Raw genomic sequence first — 21134 nt, forward strand, 5'->3', positions numbered from 1 at the left:
TGTCGTAATTCCCCATAGGTCTTAATATGAGCGGATACGGATCAGGTGATGCAGTAAACCTCCCATTTATAAGCAAAAAGCTGCAGCTTATACATTTTTGTGCGCAGCACATAAGAACTTTATGAAATAACTTACATTTTGGTTTACCTTAATCCTACTTAAAGAAGCGTTGTTGTTTCTTATAAATGTATTAAACTGTTAATTTCCGAGTATTAATGGTATGATTAAAACCACCTATAACAGAATTAAATCAATAGACATGTTAAGAGGTTTGGTCATGGTGATCATGGCCTTGGACCATGTGCGTGATTATTTTCATTACGATGCCTTTCTTTTTGATCCCACCGATTTGACACAAACCAACGGCCCTCTTTTCTTTACGCGATTTATCACCCATTATTGCGCGCCCGTATTTGTGTTTTTGGCGGGAACATCCGCTTTTTTTGTCGGCCAGCGAAAAGGTTTGAAATACTTGTCTAATTGGCTTCTTAAGCGTGGCTTTTGGTTAATTTTCTTAGAGCTTACCGTGGTAAAATTCGCATGGCTTTTTAAATTCGATTTGTCCTATAGTATGCTGCAGGTGATCTGGATTCTTGGTCTGGCGATGATTTTCTTGGCAGGATTGATCCATCTGCCCAAGAGAGTGGTCTTGATACTTTCCGCCTTGGTTGTAGGCGGACATAACCTATTCGATTTTTTCGAATCGGGCGGAAGCCTGAATTCCGGTATTTGGTCGTTTCTCCATGAATTTAAATTGTTGACTTATGGCGATGTTCGGATCTTTGTTGCCTATCCTATTTTACCTTGGGTTTTTGTGATGCCTTTAGGGTATTATTTTGGAACCATCTATAAACAGAGTTTTGATAGTAAGACCAGGGCGAAAATTCTCCTGCAAATGGGCGCTGGGATTACCGTGGCATTTTTGATACTCCGGGTTATGAATTATTATGGAGATCCGTATTTGTGGACTTCACAAGGTTCGTGGAGCTATACGTTGATGTCCTTTTTTAATGTGACCAAATATCCGCCCTCACTGTTGTTCCTGCTAATTACGATAGGCCCATCCATTATGCTTTTGGCCTTTGCCGAAAAATGGAAGGGATGGGTATTTGATAAATTGGTAATCATAGGTCGTGTGCCCATGTTCTTTTATATAATCCATATTTATGTTATTCACTTACTGGCATTATTTGCAGCGGTATTAACAGGCTTTAGGGCATCGGATATGTATGTGGACCTATGGGTTACAATGCAACCAGGCCTAAAGGGATATGGTTTTGGTCTAGGGGTGGTGTACCTAATTTGGGCGGTACTTGTTGTTGCCCTATATCCTTTATGCGCATGGTTTGACCGGTATAAAAGCAACCATAGGGAGAAGTGGTGGTTGCGTTATCTGTAGCTTCTATGGCTTGGGCCCAATGTCGGTTATGGGGCGCATAGGTGATAGCGTATGGTGTGGGGCTAAAATAGTTTGTCCGGTAGTTTGTGTGAATTTATTTTGTGCCGAATGAATGCTTCGGGGAACAACCACCGATCAAAATCTTTTTATCTTTGCTTCGTGAAACTATTGACCTTCATATTGTCCATTTACTTTCTGGCACTCAATGTGGTACCCTGTAGTGATATGGAACCGCTTGCCGATGGTCAAGTTTCCGTAGTTGCGGATAGCGGTGATGGTTACGGCATGCCCTAAACGATTTGTGTTCTCCGTTCTGCCACTGTCATTGCTGCCATACACATACGGTCAGTTTTGAAATCTTTTCGTTTGAACCTTTTCAGCCCTCAATTCCTCAAGAAGAATTAGCCCATTTCGATAGTTTGGGCAAAGATATTTCTCTAGACCTCTTACAACCTCCCAAGGTATAATTCAGTTTTTTAGGGGATACCTGTATCCTGTTGTAATGAATTCGTTTTAGATTTCATTACCCTAATTTTTGACGTTAATATTTCTCGACAGAAATAGACATTTTCTAACTGAATTATAGCAACCCATATGATTAATAGAATCATTGATTTTTCAATCCATAATAAATTTATTGTGGGTCTCTTCACGCTAGCACTTATTGGTGCTGGTATTTGGATCATAACCCAAGTTCCTATAGATGCCGTGCCTGATATTACCTTTGAGCAGAACCCGAAAGCCTTGCGCGAACATACCGAAATAGAAAACAAGGGGGGCAACCTGATTGCGGGAATGTACATAAAAGATCGTATTCAGGTAGGGAACAATGTAGTAAAGGCCCTTCCCGTAAGCGCTAGTGTCAAAGAGGGCGAAAAAGTTTTGAATTTGCCGTAGGGAATGAAGGGGGTGCTTACCGTTTTGTTCCCCACGAGGTCACGCTAGGGGTGAAAGATGGCGATTGGGCAGCTGTTCATTTTTTACGGCCCTTGGAAGCTATTGTGGCATTTGCGTTCAACAATGCCTACTATTTGATGGCGGAAATGAAAAAGGGAGAGACGGAACATAGCCATCGATGAAAATACCGCCCATTTTGTGCAATATTTTTTGCGTTTAAGGCCCTTATTTTCATTAGGATGCCGTTACTTTAGATAGCTTTAACGGTATACCCTTTGAAACAGGGGGGATGAATTGATAATTTTGAACAATGATGAAAAAAAAGAAAATCGTTCTTCGTGATACTGGAGCCCATGAACATTCCGCGGGTGATGGGCACGACCACGGGGGCAGTTGTTGTGATAGCCAAAAGAATGCCAAGTCGAGCCGTATCAAACAATACACACCTGCAATTATAAGTTTCGTATTGTTGATGTCGGGCATTCTACTCGATTTTTTAAATGTAGGTTTTTTTAAGGATTGGCTCAGAATCGTTTGGTATGTAGCGGCATATATTCCAGTAGGTTTTCCGGTCATGAAGCAAGGTTGGGAGAGTATATTAAAAGGTGATTTTTTTACGGAATTTTTCTTGATGTCAATCGCTACGGTCGGGGCATTCGCCATTGGCGAGTTCCCTGAGGGGGTAGCGGTAATGCTTTTTTATACCGTAGGTGAACTGTTCCAACATTCGGCCGTGACAAAGGCAAGGGGAAATATAAAGGCTCTCTTGGATGTTAGGCCCAAATCGGCTACCGTTCTCCGTGATGGCAATCCGGTTTCGGTAGCGCCCGAATCGGTGAAAATAGGGGAGCGTATTCAGGTACGGGTAGGTGAAAAAGTGCCCTTGGATGGAAAATTGGTATCGCAAAAAGCCAGTCTGAATACGGCGGCTATTTCCGGGGAAAGCAAACCCTCGACCATTCTTCACGGCGATAAGGTATATGCGGGAAGTATCAATCTTGACGGTGTCGTTGAAATTGTGACGACCAAGGAATTTAAGGATAGTTCCATTGCCCGTATACTTGACATGGTACAGAATGCTACGGCCCGTAAGTCGAAAACGGAACTGTTTATCCGAAAGTTCGCCAAGATATATACGCCGATCGTGGTATTCTTGGCCATTGGCCTGACCTTGTTTCCTTACTTTTTTGTGCAAGATTATATATTTAGCGAATGGCTGTACCGTGCGTTGATCTTCTTGGTAATCTCGTGTCCTTGTGCCTTGGTGATCTCTATTCCCTTGGGCTATTTTGGAGGTTTGGGGGCGGCTTCACGCAACGGTATTCTGTTCAAGGGGGCTTCCTTTTTGGATACTATAACCAAAATCAACACTTTGGCCATGGACAAAACGGGTACTATGACCAAGGGCGTGTTCAAGATAAAGGACATCGTAGTGTATTCCGAGGACGGATCCACCAATGCCCCCTTGACCGAACAAGATTTTATGCATTATCTCATGGCCATTGAAGCCCAATCCACCCATCCGATAGCCAAGGCAATTTTGGACTATAAAAACGATGGGGAAGGACATAAGGCCCAAGATGTTTTTGAAGTTGCGGGTAAGGGACTGATAGGTACCGTTGACCGTAAATCGGTATTGGCGGGGAACGAGGCCCTGATGCTCGTCAATGGAATTGTCGTTCCTGAAGCAGCGCGTGCCGTCGTTGAAAGCACGGTTATGGTAGCTATTGAAGGAAAGTTTGCAGGCTATGTCGTGATTGCCGACGAGCTAAAGGAAGGCGCTATGGAGGCGGTCGAAAGCATTCGGAAAATGGGCATTTCAAAAATTGTGATGCTGTCGGGCGATAAAGAGGCCATTACGCAAAAAGTAGCGGGAGAACTACATGTCGATTCGGCCATGGGCGGACTCCTGCCTGAAGATAAGCTTAAGGAAGTAGAACGACTAAAGGGCGTTGCCGGGGCAAAAGTGGCCTTTATAGGTGACGGTATCAACGATGCCCCGGTCTTGGCGGCCAGTGATCTGGGAATTGCTATGGGCGGTTTGGGCAGCGATGTGGCCATTGAAACTGCCGATGTGATCATACAAACGGACCAACCGGAAAAAGTGGTCCAAGCCATCGCCATAGGAAGGTCTACACGCCGTATCGTTTGGCAGAATATCGGTTTGGCTTTTGGGGTGAAGGCCATTGTCTTGATTCTGGGGGCCGGTGGCGTCGCTACCATGTGGGAGGCCGTTTTTGCCGATGTGGGCGTTGCTTTATTGGCCGTTTTAAACGCGGTTCGATTGCAAAATATGAAATGGCAATAGGAGGAAGCGTTCCTATTTTGAGGGGAACTGATTTCTCAGATGGAGGGAATATTGTTAAAATTGATAGATAGCCTAGTTAGGATTCTGTTGGTGTGGTTTTTTTACGCATTTTTATAATCCAAACAACTAGTACCATGCATTTAAAATTTACCAGCACGTTTTACGTGCTTCTTTTTGTATTGATGATTACGGAATTGGGACTGGCCCAAGATGGTGAAATCGAGATTACCGGAACAGTAGTCGAAAAGGGAGGCGGGCAACCGATAGCTTTTGCTACGGTCCTGATAGGCGATAAGGCCACCCAAAAGGGTATCACGGGTACCACGACCCTAGATGACGGTTCGTTTAGTCTCAAGACCGAGGCCCGTAATTTCTTTGTTGAAGTCAGTTTTATAGGATTTGAGAAAAAAAGATTTGACGACCTCGTGCCCGCAAACGGTAAAATCGCTTTAGGGAAGGTAGAACTCGGGCAAGATGCCCAACAGTTATCCGAAGTCGTGGTGGCAGGCGAGGTTTCACGAACCCAGTTCAAGTTAGATAAACGTGTATTCAATGTCGGAAAGGATATCAGTAGCACAGGTGCGAGTGCCCTTGAGGTTCTAAATAACGTGCCGTCGGTGAACGTGAATATTGAAGGGCAGATAAGCTTACGCGGAAGCCAAGGCGTGCAAGTCTTGATAAATGGAAAACCTTCAATCCTTACCGGAGAGGGCGGAAATGCCTTGGGGACGATTACTTCCGATATGATCGAAAGGGTAGAGGTCATTACCAACCCTTCGGCAAAATACGATGCGGAGGGTACTTCGGGAATTATCAATATCGTTATAAAAAAGGAGGAACGTGAGGGACTTAACGGCTCCATTAGTTTGAATACGGGCTCTCCTGATAACCATAGTTTCGGACTTAGCCTTAACCGCCGAACCGAACGCTTCAATCTGTTTAGTCAGTTAGGGGCCGGTTATAGGGAACTCCCCAGCGATGTGGAGAATGTTAACCGAGATTTGACCGATGGTACTTCCATTTCTTCTGTGGGCGAGGAGTTTAGGAATGAGGAATTTTACAATGTTATCCTAGGAACGGATTACTATATCAATGAGAATAACGTACTGACCTTGTCGGGAAATTTTGCCTACGAAATCGAAGATCAGCCCTCAAACACCAATTTTAAGGCTTGGGATGCAAATGACGAGTTGGTCTCTGAATGGGAGCGTACCGAAACGACCGAGGCTACCAACCCAAAATACCAGTATGAACTGCAGTACAAAAGTGATTTTAAAGATCACGAAGATCACGACCTTTTGTTCAGTGCCTTGGGGAATTTCTTTGGGAAGGACCAATCTTCCGATTTTGAAGATCTGACCGTATTCGGGGAAGATCGTGATGGTGTGCAACGAACGCGAACCGAGTTTAAGGAAGCCGAGTATACTTTTAAGTTAGATTATACCCGGCCATTTAATGAAGAGTGGACCATGGAAACCGGGGGGCAATATGTCATGAACGATGTCAGCAACGATTATGAGGTAGAAGATTTTGTGTTAGGGGAGTATCAATCCAATCCAGACTTGACCAATGTTTTTGAATACGACCAAAAGGTTATGGCCTTTTACGGTACAGCGGCATATGAAGGTAATAAGTGGGGAATAAAGGCCGGTGTACGGGCGGAACAGACCCATCTCAATACCTTGTTGAAAAATACCGATGAAAAGAATGGGCAAAAGTATACCAATCTCTTCCCAAGTGCGCATACGTCGTATAAATTCACTGACCAGGTCTCCATGCAGGCAGGGTATTCCCGCAGGGTGTACAGACCCGATTTATGGGATTTGAACCCCTTTTTCAATATCAGGAACAACTTTAATATCCGTAAAGGTAATCCTAGTTTGCAGCCCGAATTCACCGATTCATACGAGATAACGAGCATTTATGTTTTAGGTAAGGCATCCCTCAATTTTAGCGTTTATCACCGTTACACCACCGAAGTGATCGAATCTATCTATACTTTCGACGATGACGTGAAAATTAGTAGTCCCGAAAATATTGGAACGAACAAGGCCACAGGTGTGGAGTTTAATGGGAAATACAGTCCGGTAAAATGGTTTACCGCCACTACCGATTTAAATTATAATAGGTTTGTAAGGGATGGAAGCCTAGGTGAGCAAGTATTCGATTTTACCGCTGACCGATGGTCGGGAAAGCTAATGGCCAAGATCAAGATGCCGGCCGATATTGATTTCGAGGCAACCGGAAATTATCAGAGTGGTTATGAAACCATTCAGGGCAGAACCAGTGAAAACCTGTTTTTAGACCTCGGTGCCCGTAAAAAAATATTGAAGGGCAAAGGCGTAGTGAATATAGGGGTGAGAGATGCCTTCGCTTCTCGGGTAAACGAAACGGAAACGATACAGGAAGATTTTTCAAGTTATAGCCGAAGACAACGTGGTAGGTTTATTACTTTTGGCTTCAGTTACGGTTTCGGTAAAGGCGAGGCCATGGAATATTCCGGTAGAAGAAGATAAATCAACGAATTAAAGACTAAAAATGGGAAGAAAAACGGAAGAAAAAATGCGCACCTATCACCGTTACCTTGGCTTTTTCTTGGCCGGTATCATGGCCATGTACGCCATAAGTGGTATTATCTTGATTTTTAGGGATACCGATTTTCTCAAGAAAGAGGTTGCCATTGAAAAAACGATACAGCCCAATGTTAAGGCTGACGACCTAGGCAAGATGCTCAAAATAAAACACTTTAAGCTAGAAAAGGAAGAGGGTGGTATCGTGCACTTTGAAGGCGGTTCTTATGACAGTAAAACGGGCTTGGCCTCATATACCGTTAAAACATTGCCTTTCGTTTTGGACAAAATGACCAAGGTGCATAAGGCGACCTCTAGCCAACCCTTGTTTTTTCTGAATATTTTCTTTGGGGCTTCCTTGCTTTTCTTTGTGATATCGGCCTTTTGGATGTTCAGGCCCAGTGCCCCGATCTTTAAAAAAGGACTCTATTTTGCCTTGGGCGGGCTACTTCTTACCTTGATCTTGCTTTTTGTCTGATCAAGAATCGAGAAGTCCGATTTTAATGGCATGCTTGGTCAGGCCGGCCAAGTTTTTTACCTGCAGTTTTGAGATGAGGTTCTTGCGATAGCTTTCTATGGTATGTTTGCTTAAATAGAGTTTATCGGCAATTTCTTGGGTGGTGTATTCGTCGGCAATGAGCTTTAAGACTTCTTTTTCACGGTCGGTAAGATGCACTTCGTCTTGCTTCTTGTTTTCGAACATGGCATCGGTATAGGCCTGTTTGATTTCCTGTGAGAAATACTTTTCGCCCTTGACAATGGTACGCATGGCGGTTAAGAGTTCGTCTTTTTCTGCGTTTTTGGGTACATAGCCGTCTACATTGTTTTGGATCAGTTTTTCGATCATACTTCCATCAATATGCATACTCACTACCAAGGTCTTTAGGCTAGGGTGTTTTTCCTTCACTATGCGGTTTAAGGCTATGCCGTCCATTTCGGGCATGCTGAGGTCCGTTATCAGTAAATGGAGGTCGTCAGTGCCATTGATATCTAGATATTTAACGACTTGTTTTCCGTTTTTGGCCGTGGTCCTTACCGAAAATTCAGGGGCATCGTTCAAGATGCTTAGGAGGCCGTCAATGAACATTTTGTGGTCATCTGCTATGATGAGGTTATATTTCATTTGAAGTGGGTTTTATGGGGATTTCGATGGAAATAACAGTGCCCCTGTTTTGTAATGAGTCGATGTGAAACGTACCGTTCATATGGTTTATCCTGCTCCGTATATTTTCAAAACCGATACCTTCTTTTATGTCGGATGGGTCAAATCCTTTTCCATTGTCTTCAAAGAGAAGTGACAATTCCTTTTCCAGCAGGTTCAAGTGGATGTCAACCCGACTTGCTTCGGCATGTTTGAGGGTATTGGTCATCAATTCTTGAATGACCTTGAACAGCTCCATTTGGGTCATGTCATCAATGCCGTTGATATCCGCTTCGGGATGGGGGTAAAAACCGATTTCAAGTTTTCCGCTACGGGAAATGGAGCCAATGTATTCCCTGATAAGCTCTGAAAAAGCATGTTGCTTGAATTTCTTGGGGATAAGCGTATGCGATATATCGCGCACCAGTTGGTAGGTTTCGTCCAGTTGATGGTTAATTTCCTTCCACTTGGAAGATTCCTTGGTCAGGGAAGCTACCTGTAGCTTGATTCCGGCTAGGTTTCCGCCTATACTGTCGTGTAATTCTTGGGCGATTCGTTTGCGCTCCTCGTCTTGGCCTTCTATGGCGGCCTTGATCAGGTTGAGCTCTTGCTCTTGTTTTAGGGCCGTAACCTTTTGCTGGTTTATGACTTCCTGTTTTTTCGTCAGTTCGCTTTGGGCCTGAATTTTTTGATAGTAAACATAGAGTAAGGCGATAATGGGGATCAATATGATTAAAAAGCCGATAAGAAATGCGTTCTTAATCGTTTTTTGCCTTTCTAATTCCGCGTTCTTGGCGATTTGTTCTTCTTCAAGACTTGAAATCGTTTTCTCTTTTTCTAGGGTTTCGTATTGAATTTCGAGCTCTTTAATGATTTCCCGTTGTTGTTTGGCCGTGATCTTATTGTTGACACGGAACAGCTGGGTCATTGCCGCATAGGCGTTTTTATAGTCTTCCAATTGCGAAAAACTCCTGGCCTGCATCGTTAAGGTCTCCTTTTGGAACTGTAAGTTTTCGCGCTCTATGGCATTGATATAGGCAATGCTTAGGGCTATGTTCGCGGTTTCGTACATCCCTTCCAAGTAATAGAGCTTGGCCAATAGCAGCGAACCTTCAAAATATATGGCGGTAAGATCGTTTGCCAAAGCTTGGTTTCGAACGGATTCGTACTCTTGAAATGCCTTTTCGATAGCTCCCGTTGCTTGGGCCAGTTTGGCCAGTTCAAGTTTTGCCGCAAGTAGCTTTTCAAAATCCTTAAAGTCGGTGGCCATTCGCAAGGCCTCGTCGTATTGTGTTTTGGCCAACTCGTATTCTCCTTTCATCAAATGGGCATTGCCCATAAATATTTGGGCCTGTATGGTGAGTTCCGGAAACATGGTGCCAAAATCCATAATGGCCTTTGTCAGGGTTTCAAGGGCTTTATCGCTTTCCGAGTTTTGTATGTAACTATGGGCCAAGCCGATTTTGTTCTTGTATTGAAACTCTTCCGAATGGGCGGCTTCGGCATCTTTTAGGCCTTTGATGTGCCACTCTACCGATTTGTCCAAGAGACCGTTGATGTGGCTGCCGATACCTAAAAAGTAATGTGCTTTGGCATAGTGCAATTGCTTAGAGGCATCCGGTTTGTCCCAATTACCGAGTTCCTTCATGTATAGGTTGCCGTAGTGCAGGATAGAATCGGTATTTCCCCTTTTGATATGTTGTTCCGCCAATTGCTCAAAAACCGAAAAGCGCTGGCTCCCGTAATCGGCATTGTTTAAGGCCTCGTAGTATGAGGTTAGCGATTCTTCCTTGTTGTTCGGAATGGTAGAGAAGGTATTTATCTGAACCTTGTCCGTGTTTGCTGAATCACCATCGGCTTCTTGGGCCTTCACGGGCGATATCCCCAAGAAGAATATCAGGGTGATAATCGCGAGTAGGTGGAAGTTAGGGGCGATATGTAGGCTGTATTTTGTTTTCAGTGCTTTGGTTTTATCCTGGGAGGTACGCGCGTTTTAAATGGTTCCCTTCCAATTCAACAACTTTTTTCTCGATATATTTTAGCAATTCGGGGCAATCACTTTGGTAATCGTCGCAAATTACGGTTTTTGACTTTTTGCCCGTGCGCAAGGTGACAATTAGTTGACTGGTGCAAGAGGTGTCGGTACCGTAATAGGATTCTAGGTCCCAGAATCCGCTGGCCTCTAATTTCTTAAAAAAACCGATGGTCTGTAAGCTGTCTAAAAAGGTTTGGCTGTTATTGTTATAGGTTGAGGTCTCAAAATTGGAGGCGATGCCCGGAATGTGCGAAATTTTGTTCCGGGTAAGTTTGAACGAATCGAAATGAAAGGCACCCCGTTGGACCAATAGGGTATACTGTTCGGGTTTTCCGAAATGCCCCGCATCATGTGCTTTGTTCGATTTGTTGTTGTAGTACGCGGCCACGGCTAGACAAATGCATAAAAGTGTTGGGTAGATGTGTTTCATTGTTCAGGTTCTTGATGGTACAAATGTCATATTTTGTACCACCCTGGTAAATACCTGTAACCGTGAAATCATACCCCCTGAAAACGGGGATATGTAAATTTTAGGTTTTGCTGATTTCCTCTTCCTTAAGGATCGAGGCAATGATGAGTTTGGCGTGTATCCTAGAGTTTTCTATAAACCACTTGTGGGTTTCCATCCCTCCGCAGATAACCCCTGCCAAATAAATTCCGGAGACATTGGTCTCCATGGTCTCGGGATCGTATTGGGGCAATTTTTTTTCGTCATCTGAAAGTTTGACTCCCATACGTGTCAAGAAGTCAAAATTCGGCTTGTAACCTGTCAAGGCCAATACAAAGTCGTTTTCTAAAGTGATAGTACCCTCAGGGGTATCGACGACGATTTCATTTGGGCGAACTTCTTTAAGCACGGAATTGTAATACGCCTTGATACTGCCCTCTTCGATACGATTGATGATATCGGGGCGCACCCAATATTTTACACGTTGGCCCACTTCGTTTCCCTTTATGATCAGTGAAACTTCGGCTCCCTTGCGCCAACATTCCAAAGCTGCGTCAATGGCCGAATTACTAGCGCCCACAACGGCTAGTTTTTGATGGGCATAATAATGCGGGTCATTGTAGTAATGGGCAATTTTAGGTAGGTCTTCCCCGGGTATGTTCAGGGTATTGGGCAGGTCGTAAAACCCTGTGGCCACGACAACCTTGTCGGCGGTATAGCTCTGTTTGCTAGTGGCGATGCTAAAACTTCCGTTGGTCTTTTCAACTTTTTCCACTTTTTCGAATAGGCGTATGTTCAGCTTGTTGGAACTAACTATTCTTCGGTAATACTCTAGGGCCTCGTTTCGCTTGGGTTTGGCCTCTTTGCTGATGAAAGGTATTTCATCGATTTCAAGCTTTTCCGAAGAAGAAAAAAACTGCATGTTCTGTGGGTAGTTGAACAAGGAGTTTACAATAGGGCCTTTTTCAAGGATGACGTAATCCAGTCCTTTTTTTTTGGCTTCAAGTCCGCATGCGATTCCTATAGGTCCGCCTCCTATAATTACAACTCGAAAATGCTCCATCTATCGGTAGATTTTTTAAGTTCTGAAATGGTCTGTTTTGGGTCTTCGGTATTAAAGATAAAGCTTCCCGCTACCAGGGCATCGGCACCGGCTTTGATCAGGGCTTTTGCGTTTTTTGAATTGACACCGCCATCGACCTCTATTAGGGTAGGGGCGTCCGATTCTTTGATCAGTTCTTTGAGGTTGTGTATCTTTTCATAGGTATTTTCAATAAAACTTTGTCCCCCAAATCCCGGATTAACGCTCATGATAAGGGCAATGTCCAAATCTTTTATTACGTTTTTGAGCAGGTTGACATTGGTATGCGGGTTTAGGGCAACCCCGGCCTTCATGCCTTCTGCCTTTATGGCCTGTATCGTTCGGTGTAAATGTGTGCAAGCTTCGTAGTGAACGGTCAGATGGGTGGCGCCCAGCTCGGCAAAAGTTTTGATATAACGGTCTGGGTCTACAATCATCAAGTGCACATCTAGGGGCTTTGTAGCATGCTTGGCAATGGTTTTTACGACGGGCATACCGTAGGAGATGTTGGGTACGAATACCCCGTCCATAATGTCGATATGGTGCCAGTCCGCATCACTTTCGTTTACCATTTCTATATCGCGCTGCAAGTTGCCGAAATCGGCCGCCAGAAGGGAAGGTGCAATTTTTGTCTTGCTCATTTTATGTCTGTTCAAAAGGGTTTGTACAAAAGTAGTGAATTGTGTTTTTACGTATTATCCCATGCTGACAAAAGAATGGTATTTCTGCTGTTTTGCTCAGTGTTTTTGAAGATAGCGATCAATTTCGTCTATGTACTTTTGTTTTTCGTCGTTCTTCAGCCAACTCGCCTTAAATCCGTTTTTGGCAAGCGTCGCTATTTGGGGTTTTGAAAGGTTCAAGGCTTGGGCTACGCCTTGGTAATTTTCGTTCATATAACCACCGAAATAAGCGGGGTCGTCAGAGTTGATGGTCACCAACAGGCCATGGGCCATCATTGTGGGCAAGGGATGTTCCTTTAAATCGCGAACCACCTTTAACTCAAGGTTCGATAGGGGGCATAGGGTAAGTGGAGTCTGTTGTTCGGCTAGTCGCTTTACCAGTTTCGCATCGTCGAGACAGCGGTTGCCATGGTCTATTCGGGTGACCATGAGCAGGTCTAAAGCCTCCCAGATATATTCTGACGGACCTTCTTCACCGGCATGGGCTACCGTCAAGAAGCCTTCTTCCAAGGCCTTTTTAAAGACATTTTTAAATTTTGATGGGGGATTGCCCACTTCAGAGGAATCAAGCCCTACAGCAACGATTTTGTCTTTGTGGGGCAATGCCTGCTCCAATGTTTTAAAGGCCGATGCTTCGTCGAGATGCCTTAAAAAGCTCATGATCAGTTTAAAGCTGATGCCCAATTGTTCTTGGCCATCTTTCAAGGCCTTGTAGATTCCGTTCAAGACGGTCTCAAAGGACACACCACGGTCGGTATGGGTCTGTGGGTCAAAGAATATTTCTATGTGTTTGACATTTTGCCCGCTTACCTTGGTCAGATAGGCCCAGGTGAGATCGTAAAAGTCCACTTCCTTTATAAGGACCGAGGCTCCGGCATAGTAAATGTCTAGGAATTCTTGAAGGTTGTTAAAGCTATAGGCCCGTTTTAAGGCCTCGACATCGGCATAATCAATTTTAAGATGGTTCCGTTTTGCGATTTTGAACATTAACTCCGGTTCAAAAGTGCCTTCAATATGTAGATGGAGTTCGGTTTTGGGTAAGCCTTCGATAAAAGTTTGAATGGAAGCGTCTTTCATAGGGAAGTGCATTTAGTTAAGAAAACGAGAGGTTTACCACTCAATTTAAGCGTTTTTTTACAAAGCTTGTCGCTTTTAACAATTTGTAGTCCCTTAAGGTGTGTACGGTCCCGTCTAAGAGGGTTTTGCTTATATGTGCTTAAGGCCTTCATAAACCGCAATGCCCACGGCATTGGCCAGGTTCAGGCTTCGAACGTGCTCGCTGTAAAGGGGTATTTTATACAGGTGGTCTTCGTACCTCGAAACTAGGGAAGGGGGAAGGCCCACCGATTCTTTGCCAAATACCAGAAATTGTTCGTCTTCATAAGGAATGGACCAATGGTTTTTTGAAGCATGGCTGGAAAAGAGTACGAGGTTCTTGTCGCCGTGTTGCTTCAGAAAGTCGTCTAAGCTATCGTATAGGTGCAAATCGAGATGGGGCCAATAGTCAAGTCCTGCCCGTTTAAGGCGTTTGTCATCCAATTCAAAGCCAAAGGGTTTTATAAGGTGCAGCTTGGCGCCAGAGGCCAGTGCCAGTCTGCCAATATTTCCGGTATTGTTGGGTATTTCTGGTTCTACAAGTACAATATTGAACGACATGGGCTATTTTTTGTGAAACGATTTGAGATACAACTGTTCTACCTTGGTTCGGGCCCATGGTGTTCGCCTTAGGAACTTAAGCGAGGATTTTATGGTAGGATTGCTTTTGAAGCAGTTGATGTTTATGCGTTCGGCCAGTTCTTCCCAAGTGTATTTTTCTGTAAGCTTTTCTAGGATATCGGCCAGTTTTACCCCATGTAAGGGGTTGTTCGGCTGGGTTTTCGGTGTTTTGTTTTCAGATTCCATAGGTGTTGGAGGTATAGTGTTTTTGGTCTCGAACCATGACTACATTCTGCAAATACGCTATTGTAGTGCGGGTGTAATTTAAATGTTATAAATGAAAAAACTCCGGTAATCAGCCGGAGTTTATTCATCAATCAAAAAACGAACAGTCATGATAAACTGTTGTTGCTTTTAAAATTACAATATATATGCCAAATATCCAATTTAAGGATTATTTAACGTGTAATTTTCTCGGGTCGATTAACCCAAATAGGTTTTTAGGATCTTACTTCTTGAAGTGTGTTTCAACCTTCTGATCGCTTTTTCCTTAATCTGACGAACCCTTTCCCTTGTCAGGTCAAAAGTTTCGCCAATTTCCTCTAGTGTCATTGAGTGCTGTCCGGCCAAACCGAAGTACAAACGGATGACATCGGCTTCCCTAGGGGTCAAGGTTTCCAAAGCGCGCTCAATTTCGGTGCGCAAAGATTCATGCAACAATTCTTTGTCGGGGTTTGGCGATTCACCACTACGAAGTACATCGTATAGGTTAGAATCTTCACCGTCGATCAAAGGAGCGTCCATAGATACGTGACGACCTGAGTTCTTAAGTGATTGCTTCACATCCTCCACCGTCATATCCAGCTCTTTTGCAATTTCTTCCGCAGATGGCATACGCTCATGTGCTTGCTCAAGAAAAGCAAAGGTCTTGTTGATTTTGTTGATCGAACCAATTTTGTTCAATGGCAAACGTACAATACGTGATTGTTCGGCCAAAGCTTGTAAAATCGATTGACGAATCCACCATACAGCATAGGAAATAAATTTAAATCCCCTCGTTTCGTCAAAGCGTTGTGCGGCCTTAATAAGGCCAAGGTTACCCTCGTTGATCAAATCGGGTAAAGTAAGTCCCTGGTTTTGGTACTGCTTGGCAACCGATACAACGAATCGAAGATTGGCCTTTGTGAGTTTTTCAAGAGCGACCTGATCGCCTGCCTTGATGCGTTGTGCCAATTCTACTTCTTCATCTGCTGTAATCAAGTCTACTTTGCCTATTTCTTGCAAGTACTTGTCCAAAGATGCGGTCTCCCTGTTGGTGACCTGTTTTGTTATTTTAAGCTGTCTCATGTAAATAAATTAGGTTCAGTTTGCATAGACTGCATATACTTATACGTAATAAAGCCGGAAATGTTACAAACAGGTGAAAAAAAGTTCATTTTTTAGATAAGTCGCATAAAAAAGCCCCAACTTAACGAGTTGGGGCTTAAATTATGTTAAACTTTTAGAGAGATTAATCTCTTCTAGGTTTGCGATCACGTCCGCCACCTCGTCTATCGTCCCTACCGCGACCACGATCCTTGTCGTTACGTGGTGGTCTTTCTACAAAACCTTCGGGTTTAGGTAACAAGGCTTTTCTAGAAACCTTTTCTTTACGGGTTCTAGGGTCGGTACCCATGTATTTTACGTCAAAAACATCGCCCATGTTGACAACATCGGAAACATTTTCGGTGCGTTCCCATGCCAATTCGGACACGTGCAACAATACTTCATTGCCCGGGGCGTCTAAATATTCGACTACGGCACCGAAATCTAACATTTTAATGACCTTCACCTCGTAAACACTGCCTACTTCAGGTTTGAACATTAAAGAGTCTATTTTGGTCAATACCGCATCGATACCATTTTGGTCCGTACCCAATATTTCAACAATACCTTCTTCGGTAACGGGATCTTCATTGATAACAATGGTAGTTCCGGTTTCTTTCTGAAGTTCTTGGATCACTTTTCCACCAGGTCCGATAAGTGCACCAATGAATTCGTTAGGAATTACACGGGTTACCATCTTCGGAGAGTGAGGTTTTACGTCTGGGTTCGGAGCGGCGATAGTATCGGTCAGTTTTTTAAGGATGTGTAAACGACCATCTTTGGCTTGCTTCAAGGCATTTACCAAAATTTCGTAAGAAAGGCCTTTTACCTTAATGTCCATTTGGCAAGCGGTAATACCATCGGCGGTACCGGTTACTTTAAAGTCCATATCACCTAAGTGATCTTCATCCCCTAAAATATCTGAAAGTACGGCATATTTACCACTTTCCGTATCTGTAATCAAGCCCATGGCGATACCTGATACCGGTTTTTTCAATTGAACACCGGCGTCCATCAATGCCATGGTACCCGAACATACCGTTGCCATAGAAGAAGAACCGTTAGATTCCAATACTTCAGAAACAACACGTACGGTATAAGGGCAGTCATCAGGAACCATTCCTTTCAAGGCACGTTGTGCCAAGTTACCATGTCCTACTTCCCTACGGGAGGTACCACGGATAGGTCTTGCTTCACCTGTTGAGAAAGGAGGGAAGTTATAATGTAGATAGAAACGCTCTTCGCCTTCGTGCGATGGCATGTCTATTTGGTTGGAATCCCTAGAAGTACCTAAGGTTACGGTTGCAAGGGCTTGGGTTTCACCTCGGGTGAAAATAGCGGAACCGTGTGTTGAAGGCAAGTAATCGACTTCACACCAGATAGGTCTGATTTCATCGGTCTTACGTCCGTCTAAACGTAAGCCCTCGTTCAAGGTAAGGTCGCGAACAGCGGCTTTCTCGGCCTTGTAGAAATATTTAGAGATCAAGGAACCGTATTCTTCTTGCTCTTCTTCAGAGAAAGTAGCTATTACTTCTTCTTTGATGGCATCGAATGCGGCAGTTCTCTCGTGTTTTGCTGAACCGGCTTTTGCCACGGCGTATACTTTGTCATAAGCAAGGTCGTGAACTTTTTTGGCCAATTCTTCGTCTTCTCTTTCCGGTTCGTACTCGCGAACTTCTTTCCTTCCGAAAGCTTCGGCAAGTCTTAATTGGGCGGCACATTGTTCTTTGATCGCTTCGTGTGCGAATTTGATGGCTTCTGTCATTTCCTCTTCGGAAATTTCATCCATCTCACCTTCTACCATCATAACGGAATCGGCAGAGGCACCGATCATCATATCGATGTCGGACTCTTCTAATTGCGCTCTGGTAGGGTTGATGATGAACTCACCGTTAACACGACCGACACGTGCTTCTGAAATAGCACATTCAAATGGGAAATCGGATAATTGAATGGCGGCAGATGCAGCCAAACCGGCCATTGCATCTGGCATTACATTTTCGTCATGCGACATGAGTTGGATCATCACCTGGGTTTCAGAGTGGTAATCTTTTGGGAAAAGTGGGCGTAGTACACGGTCCACCAAACGCATGGTCAATACTTCCCCATCACTTGGTCTGGCTTCTCTTTTGAAGAACCCCCCTGGGTAACGGCCCGCTGCTGCAAATTTTTCGCGGTAGTCTACCGTAAGTGGAAGAAAGTCAACATCACTTTGTTTGTAATTGGAAACAACGGTACACAACAGCATACATTTTCCTGATTGCACAACAACAGAACCATGGGCCTGTTTTGCCAATTTTCCGGTTTCGATAGAAATTTCCCTACCGTCCCCGAGGTCGATGACCTCTTTAAATACTTTTGGAATCATAAATTTTAATTAAATACGTCTTTCGACGAATCGTTAAACAATGGTCTTATCGACTTGTTGAAGGTCGAAGTTGTTGTGTTGTGTTGACCAATGAAAAACTGGGTGCAGCTTTTTGTAAAAAAATATCCTAATACATAGGATTACTAAAATAGATAAAAAAAATAAGGGCCGAAAATTTCAGCCCTTATGATATACTTATTTTCTAATGCCTAGTTCCTTGATAAGCTCACGATATTTTACAATATCTTTCTTTTTCAAGTAATCTAGTAGACTTCTTCTCTTACCTACCAAACGTACTAACGAACGCTCAGTGTTGAAATCTTTGTGGTTTCTTTTTAAGTGGCCGGTCAAATGATTGATACGGTGTGTAAACAATGCGATTTGTCCTTCGGTAGAACCAGTGTTCTCCTCTTTTCCGCCGTGTTTCTTAAAGATTTCGGCTTTTACTTCTTTTGTTAGATACATGCCAATATTATTTTAAATGATTTTTATGTATATGGCCGATTTTCGGTCAAGCGGCAAAGATACAATTAAAATTGATATTTTAAAGGGAGCCCTCTTAATATGTGGACTAAAATTCGCATCCTGATGGAAGCGGGTCTGCTTTTTCCAGGTCATTGGCGAACTTGGCATCCAAGATCGTGGGTATAAAACCGCTTTCTACGGAACCTTTTTGCCCCTTGGTAGAATATCCGGTGGCGTTCATATGGGCACGAACGTATACTTGGGTATTCTTTTTTAATTGGATGTTTGTACCCGTACGTGAAAAAGGTTGTTCGTCAACATGGCTGTGGGTAAGGATCCTTCGATAGATAAGGTGTCCGTCAAGGTCGACGATTTCCCACCAATCGGCGTATTGCTCGCAACCGGTGTCCGCACTTTCAATGGTAACCTCAAAAGAATAGGCGTTCTCATTTCCGGTAGTTTTTACCGCGATTACCCTAGCCCCATCTTTTAAAAAGCTTGCCGCATCTTCAGCGGCAAGCTCTTTTTCTTTATCGGTAGAACAACAGGTCAACCCCAGTGAAATGAAAATAAGAAGAACTATAGGTTTCATGCTGAAATTTCCTCAGACCTAACCGGGTTGTTCTGGATCAAATCAATATAAAGATTGATTTTCTTTTTCAAATCCCTTCTGTGGGAGATAAAATCGAGAAAACCGTGTTCTTTTACAAATTCCGCCGTTTGGAAACCATCGGGAAGTTCTTTTCCCGTAGCTTCTTTTACCACCCTTGGCCCGGCAAAACCGATCAAGGCGCCAGGTTCGGAGATGTTAATATCGCCCAACATGGCATATGAAGCCGTTGTACCCCCTGTAGTCGGGTCGGTACAAAGCGATATGTACGGTAATTTAGCCTCTGCCAATTGTGCCAATTTGGCCGAGGTCTTGGCCAATTGCATCAATGAAAGGGCGGCTTCCATCATACGGGCCCCACCCGATTTTGAAATCATAACAAAAGGAACCTTTTTTTTCATGGCATAATCTATGGCCCGTGCGATTTTTTCGCCTACCACACTGCCCATTGAGCCGCCTATGAAATTAAAATCCATACAGGCTATGACGATGTCTTTGCCCATAGACTTTCCAAAGCCGGTTCTAACGGCGTCTTTGAGTCCTGTTTTCTTCTGGGCGGCCTTTAAGCGTTCTGAATATTTTTTGGTATCCTCGAATTTTAAAGGGTCTTTAGAAGTCAATTTGGCATCAAGTTCCCTGAATTTGTTGTCGTCAAAAAGTATTTCAAAATACTCTTTACTCCCGATGCGAACATGGTAGTCGTCTTCAGGGCTTACATAAAAGTTTTTGGCGAGTACCTCAGACTCAACGATCTTTCCCGTTGGAGATTTGTACCACAACCCTTTTGGGGTGTCTTTTTTCTCTTCCGTCGCCGTTTGTATTCCCTTTTCCTTTCTTCTGAACCAAGCCGTCATATCTTCCATAAATTAGTGTGGGGATGTATTTCTACTTTATAGGGTGTTAACGTTGTTTAGGTCTTCAAAGGCTTTCTTCAATCTTTCGATAAAAGATTTTTCTCCTTCACGTAGCCAAACTCTTGGGTCGTAATGTTTCTTGTTAGGTTCGTCGGCACCTTTTGGGTTTCCTATTTGTGATTGTAGGTAGTCTTTGTTGTCTTGGACATAATCACGTACCCCAGCTAAAAATGCATACTGCAAATCGGTGTCGATATTCATTTTTATAACCCCGTAGCCAATAGCTTCCCTGATTTCTTCAACGGTAGAACCCGATCCTCCGTGAAAAACAAAATCGATATGGTTATGCTCTACACCGTATTTTTCGGAAATGTATTCTTGGGAGTTTTTAAGGATTTTTGGGGTCAACTTAACGTTACCTGGTTTGTATACACCGTGAACGTTACCAAAAGCGGCAGCAATAGTGAATTTCGGACTTACTTTAGAAAGCTCTTCGTAGGCGTAGGCAACTTCTTCGGGCTGGGTGTACAATTTAGAATCGTCAACATCTGAGTTGTCAACACCATCTTCCTCACCACCTGTAATGCCAAGTTCGATTTCTAGGGTCATGTTCATCTTGCTCATGCGCTCTAAGTAGCCCTTGCAGATTTCAATGTTCTCTTCAAGAGGCTCCTCTGAAAGGTCGATCATGTGCGAGCTGAAAAGGGATTTTCCGGTTTCGGCGAAATGCTTTTCACTGGCATCTAAAAGTCCGTCTATCCAAGGCAATAATTTTTTGGCACAGTGGTCGGTGTGAAGAATAACGGTAGCGCCATAGGCCTCTGCCAATTGATGAACGTGTTTTGCTCCGGCAACGGCACCAAGAATAGCTGCTTTTTGACCATCGTTGGATAGACCTTTGCCAGCGTTAAACTGAGCACCGCCATTAGAGAATTGAATGATTACAGGGGCGTTTAAACTTGCCGCTGTTTCTAGAACACCGTTAATCGTATCTGAGCCGATAACGTTCACTGCCGGAAGGGCAAATCCTTTCTCCTTGGCATAATTGAAAATCGCTTGTACTTCGTCACCTGTTGCGACACCTGGTTTTATACTGTGGGCCATAATATTTCTGGTCTATATAGTTATGTAAAAAATGAATAGGGCAAATGTAATAAAATAAATAGGTCTAAAAAGATGGGTGTTTATAAGTTTATACCCTATAAGGCCGAATATTGTGATAAAATTAGCCTTTTGCCGCCCTGTTTTATGAGTGTT

The 21134-nt window shown here is 43.6% G+C and carries 21 protein-coding genes; 7 read left to right on the top strand and 14 right to left on the bottom strand.

From position 1 onward, the window contains the following. Positions 1 to 220 precede the first annotated feature (220 nt). From B4Q04_RS16125 to B4Q04_RS16150, 7 genes are all read left to right on the top strand, one after another. A complete protein-coding gene (locus tag B4Q04_RS16125; RefSeq protein ID WP_088697425.1) occupies positions 221 to 1399 on the top strand; it encodes a DUF1624 domain-containing protein in 1179 nt (392 codons plus the stop codon). A 159-nt stretch (positions 1400 to 1558) separates the two neighbouring features. Further along, positions 1559 to 1693 carry a DUF6660 family protein gene (locus B4Q04_RS23090; protein WP_262508240.1) on the top strand — a complete coding sequence of 45 codons (135 nt, stop codon included), beginning with the start codon at positions 1559 to 1561 and terminating at the stop codon, positions 1691 to 1693. Between the two features lie 5 nt (positions 1694 to 1698). Further along, on the top strand, positions 1699 to 1866 hold the full coding sequence (locus B4Q04_RS23180) for a DUF6660 family protein (RefSeq protein WP_410543976.1): 168 nt from the start codon (positions 1699 to 1701) through the stop codon (positions 1864 to 1866). Between the two features lie 127 nt (positions 1867 to 1993). Next, positions 1994 to 2296, top strand: a complete 303-nt coding sequence (locus tag B4Q04_RS16135; RefSeq protein ID WP_088697427.1) for a hypothetical protein — start codon at positions 1994 to 1996, stop codon at positions 2294 to 2296. A 313-nt stretch (positions 2297 to 2609) separates the two neighbouring features. Continuing rightward, positions 2610 to 4604, top strand: coding sequence for a heavy metal translocating P-type ATPase (locus tag B4Q04_RS16140; protein ID WP_088697468.1), 1995 nt, complete (start codon positions 2610 to 2612; stop codon positions 4602 to 4604). Between the two features lie 134 nt (positions 4605 to 4738). Further along, positions 4739 to 7120: an outer membrane beta-barrel family protein gene (locus B4Q04_RS16145; protein ID WP_088697428.1), complete on the top strand. Its 2382-nt coding sequence runs from the start codon at positions 4739 to 4741 to the stop codon at positions 7118 to 7120. A gap of 22 nt (positions 7121 to 7142) precedes the next feature. Continuing rightward, a complete protein-coding gene (locus tag B4Q04_RS16150; RefSeq protein WP_088697429.1) occupies positions 7143 to 7652 on the top strand; it encodes a hypothetical protein in 510 nt (169 codons plus the stop codon). Here the strand turns inward: B4Q04_RS16150 and B4Q04_RS16155 are convergent, their stop codons facing one another. The 14 genes from B4Q04_RS16155 to fbaA all read right to left on the bottom strand — a co-directional run bounded on the left by B4Q04_RS16155 (position 7653) and on the right by fbaA (position 20981). Continuing rightward, a complete protein-coding gene (locus B4Q04_RS16155; protein ID WP_013992155.1) occupies positions 7653 to 8297 on the bottom strand; it encodes a response regulator in 645 nt (214 codons plus the stop codon). Beyond that, on the bottom strand, positions 8287 to 10203 hold the full coding sequence (locus tag B4Q04_RS16160) for a sensor histidine kinase (protein ID WP_236631036.1): 1917 nt from the start codon (positions 10201 to 10203) through the stop codon (positions 8287 to 8289). The genes B4Q04_RS16155 and B4Q04_RS16160 overlap by 11 nt, the downstream gene beginning before the upstream one ends. Positions 10204 to 10285: 82 nt before the next feature. Next, positions 10286 to 10780, bottom strand: a complete 495-nt coding sequence (locus tag B4Q04_RS16165; RefSeq protein WP_088697431.1) for a hypothetical protein — start codon at positions 10778 to 10780, stop codon at positions 10286 to 10288. Positions 10781 to 10880: 100 nt separating this feature from the next. Further along, entirely contained in the window at positions 10881 to 11861 is a 981-nt protein-coding gene (locus B4Q04_RS16170) for a YpdA family putative bacillithiol disulfide reductase (protein ID WP_088697432.1), read from the bottom strand. After that, complete coding sequence (rpe, locus tag B4Q04_RS16175; protein WP_013992151.1) at positions 11840 to 12520, bottom strand: ribulose-phosphate 3-epimerase; 681 nt, start codon at positions 12518 to 12520, stop codon at positions 11840 to 11842. Before rpe ends, B4Q04_RS16170 begins: the two co-directional genes overlap by 22 nt. A 96-nt stretch (positions 12521 to 12616) precedes the next feature. Next, a complete protein-coding gene (locus B4Q04_RS16180) occupies positions 12617 to 13636 on the bottom strand; it encodes an adenosine deaminase (protein WP_088697433.1) in 1020 nt (339 codons plus the stop codon). Between the two features lie 129 nt (positions 13637 to 13765). Beyond that, on the bottom strand, positions 13766 to 14215 hold the full coding sequence (locus B4Q04_RS16185) for a tRNA (cytidine(34)-2'-O)-methyltransferase (RefSeq protein WP_088697434.1): 450 nt from the start codon (positions 14213 to 14215) through the stop codon (positions 13766 to 13768). A 3-nt stretch (positions 14216 to 14218) separates the two neighbouring features. Then, positions 14219 to 14461 carry a VF530 family DNA-binding protein gene (locus B4Q04_RS16190; RefSeq protein ID WP_013992148.1) on the bottom strand — a complete coding sequence of 81 codons (243 nt, stop codon included), beginning with the start codon at positions 14459 to 14461 and terminating at the stop codon, positions 14219 to 14221. Positions 14462 to 14698: 237 nt separating this feature from the next. Then, complete coding sequence (locus tag B4Q04_RS16195; protein WP_013992147.1) at positions 14699 to 15562, bottom strand: RNA polymerase sigma factor RpoD/SigA; 864 nt, start codon at positions 15560 to 15562, stop codon at positions 14699 to 14701. 163 nt (positions 15563 to 15725) lie between these two features. Next, complete coding sequence (locus tag B4Q04_RS16200; RefSeq protein WP_013992146.1) at positions 15726 to 17948, bottom strand: polyribonucleotide nucleotidyltransferase; 2223 nt, start codon at positions 17946 to 17948, stop codon at positions 15726 to 15728. Positions 17949 to 18143: 195 nt separating this feature from the next. Next, the gene (gene rpsO / locus B4Q04_RS16205) at positions 18144 to 18413 is read right to left on the bottom strand and encodes a 30S ribosomal protein S15 (protein WP_013992145.1); all 270 of its coding nucleotides are present in this window, start codon (positions 18411 to 18413) and stop codon (positions 18144 to 18146) included. 106 nt (positions 18414 to 18519) lie between these two features. Continuing rightward, complete coding sequence (locus B4Q04_RS16210; RefSeq protein WP_013992144.1) at positions 18520 to 19005, bottom strand: hypothetical protein; 486 nt, start codon at positions 19003 to 19005, stop codon at positions 18520 to 18522. Then, positions 19002 to 19877 carry an acetyl-CoA carboxylase, carboxyltransferase subunit beta gene (gene accD, locus B4Q04_RS16215; RefSeq protein ID WP_046287318.1) on the bottom strand — a complete coding sequence of 292 codons (876 nt, stop codon included), beginning with the start codon at positions 19875 to 19877 and terminating at the stop codon, positions 19002 to 19004. The genes B4Q04_RS16210 and accD overlap by 4 nt, the downstream gene beginning before the upstream one ends. A 36-nt stretch (positions 19878 to 19913) precedes the next feature. After that, positions 19914 to 20981 (bottom strand): class II fructose-bisphosphate aldolase, encoded by a 1068-nt coding sequence (gene fbaA / locus B4Q04_RS16220; RefSeq protein WP_088697435.1) that lies wholly within the window; start codon positions 20979 to 20981, stop codon positions 19914 to 19916. Between the last annotated feature and the right edge of the window lie 153 nt (positions 20982 to 21134).

Origin of the sequence: Zobellia sp. OII3 (assembly GCF_002211465.1) — a bacterium.
GTDB lineage: Bacteria > Bacteroidota > Bacteroidia > Flavobacteriales > Flavobacteriaceae > Zobellia > Zobellia galactanivorans.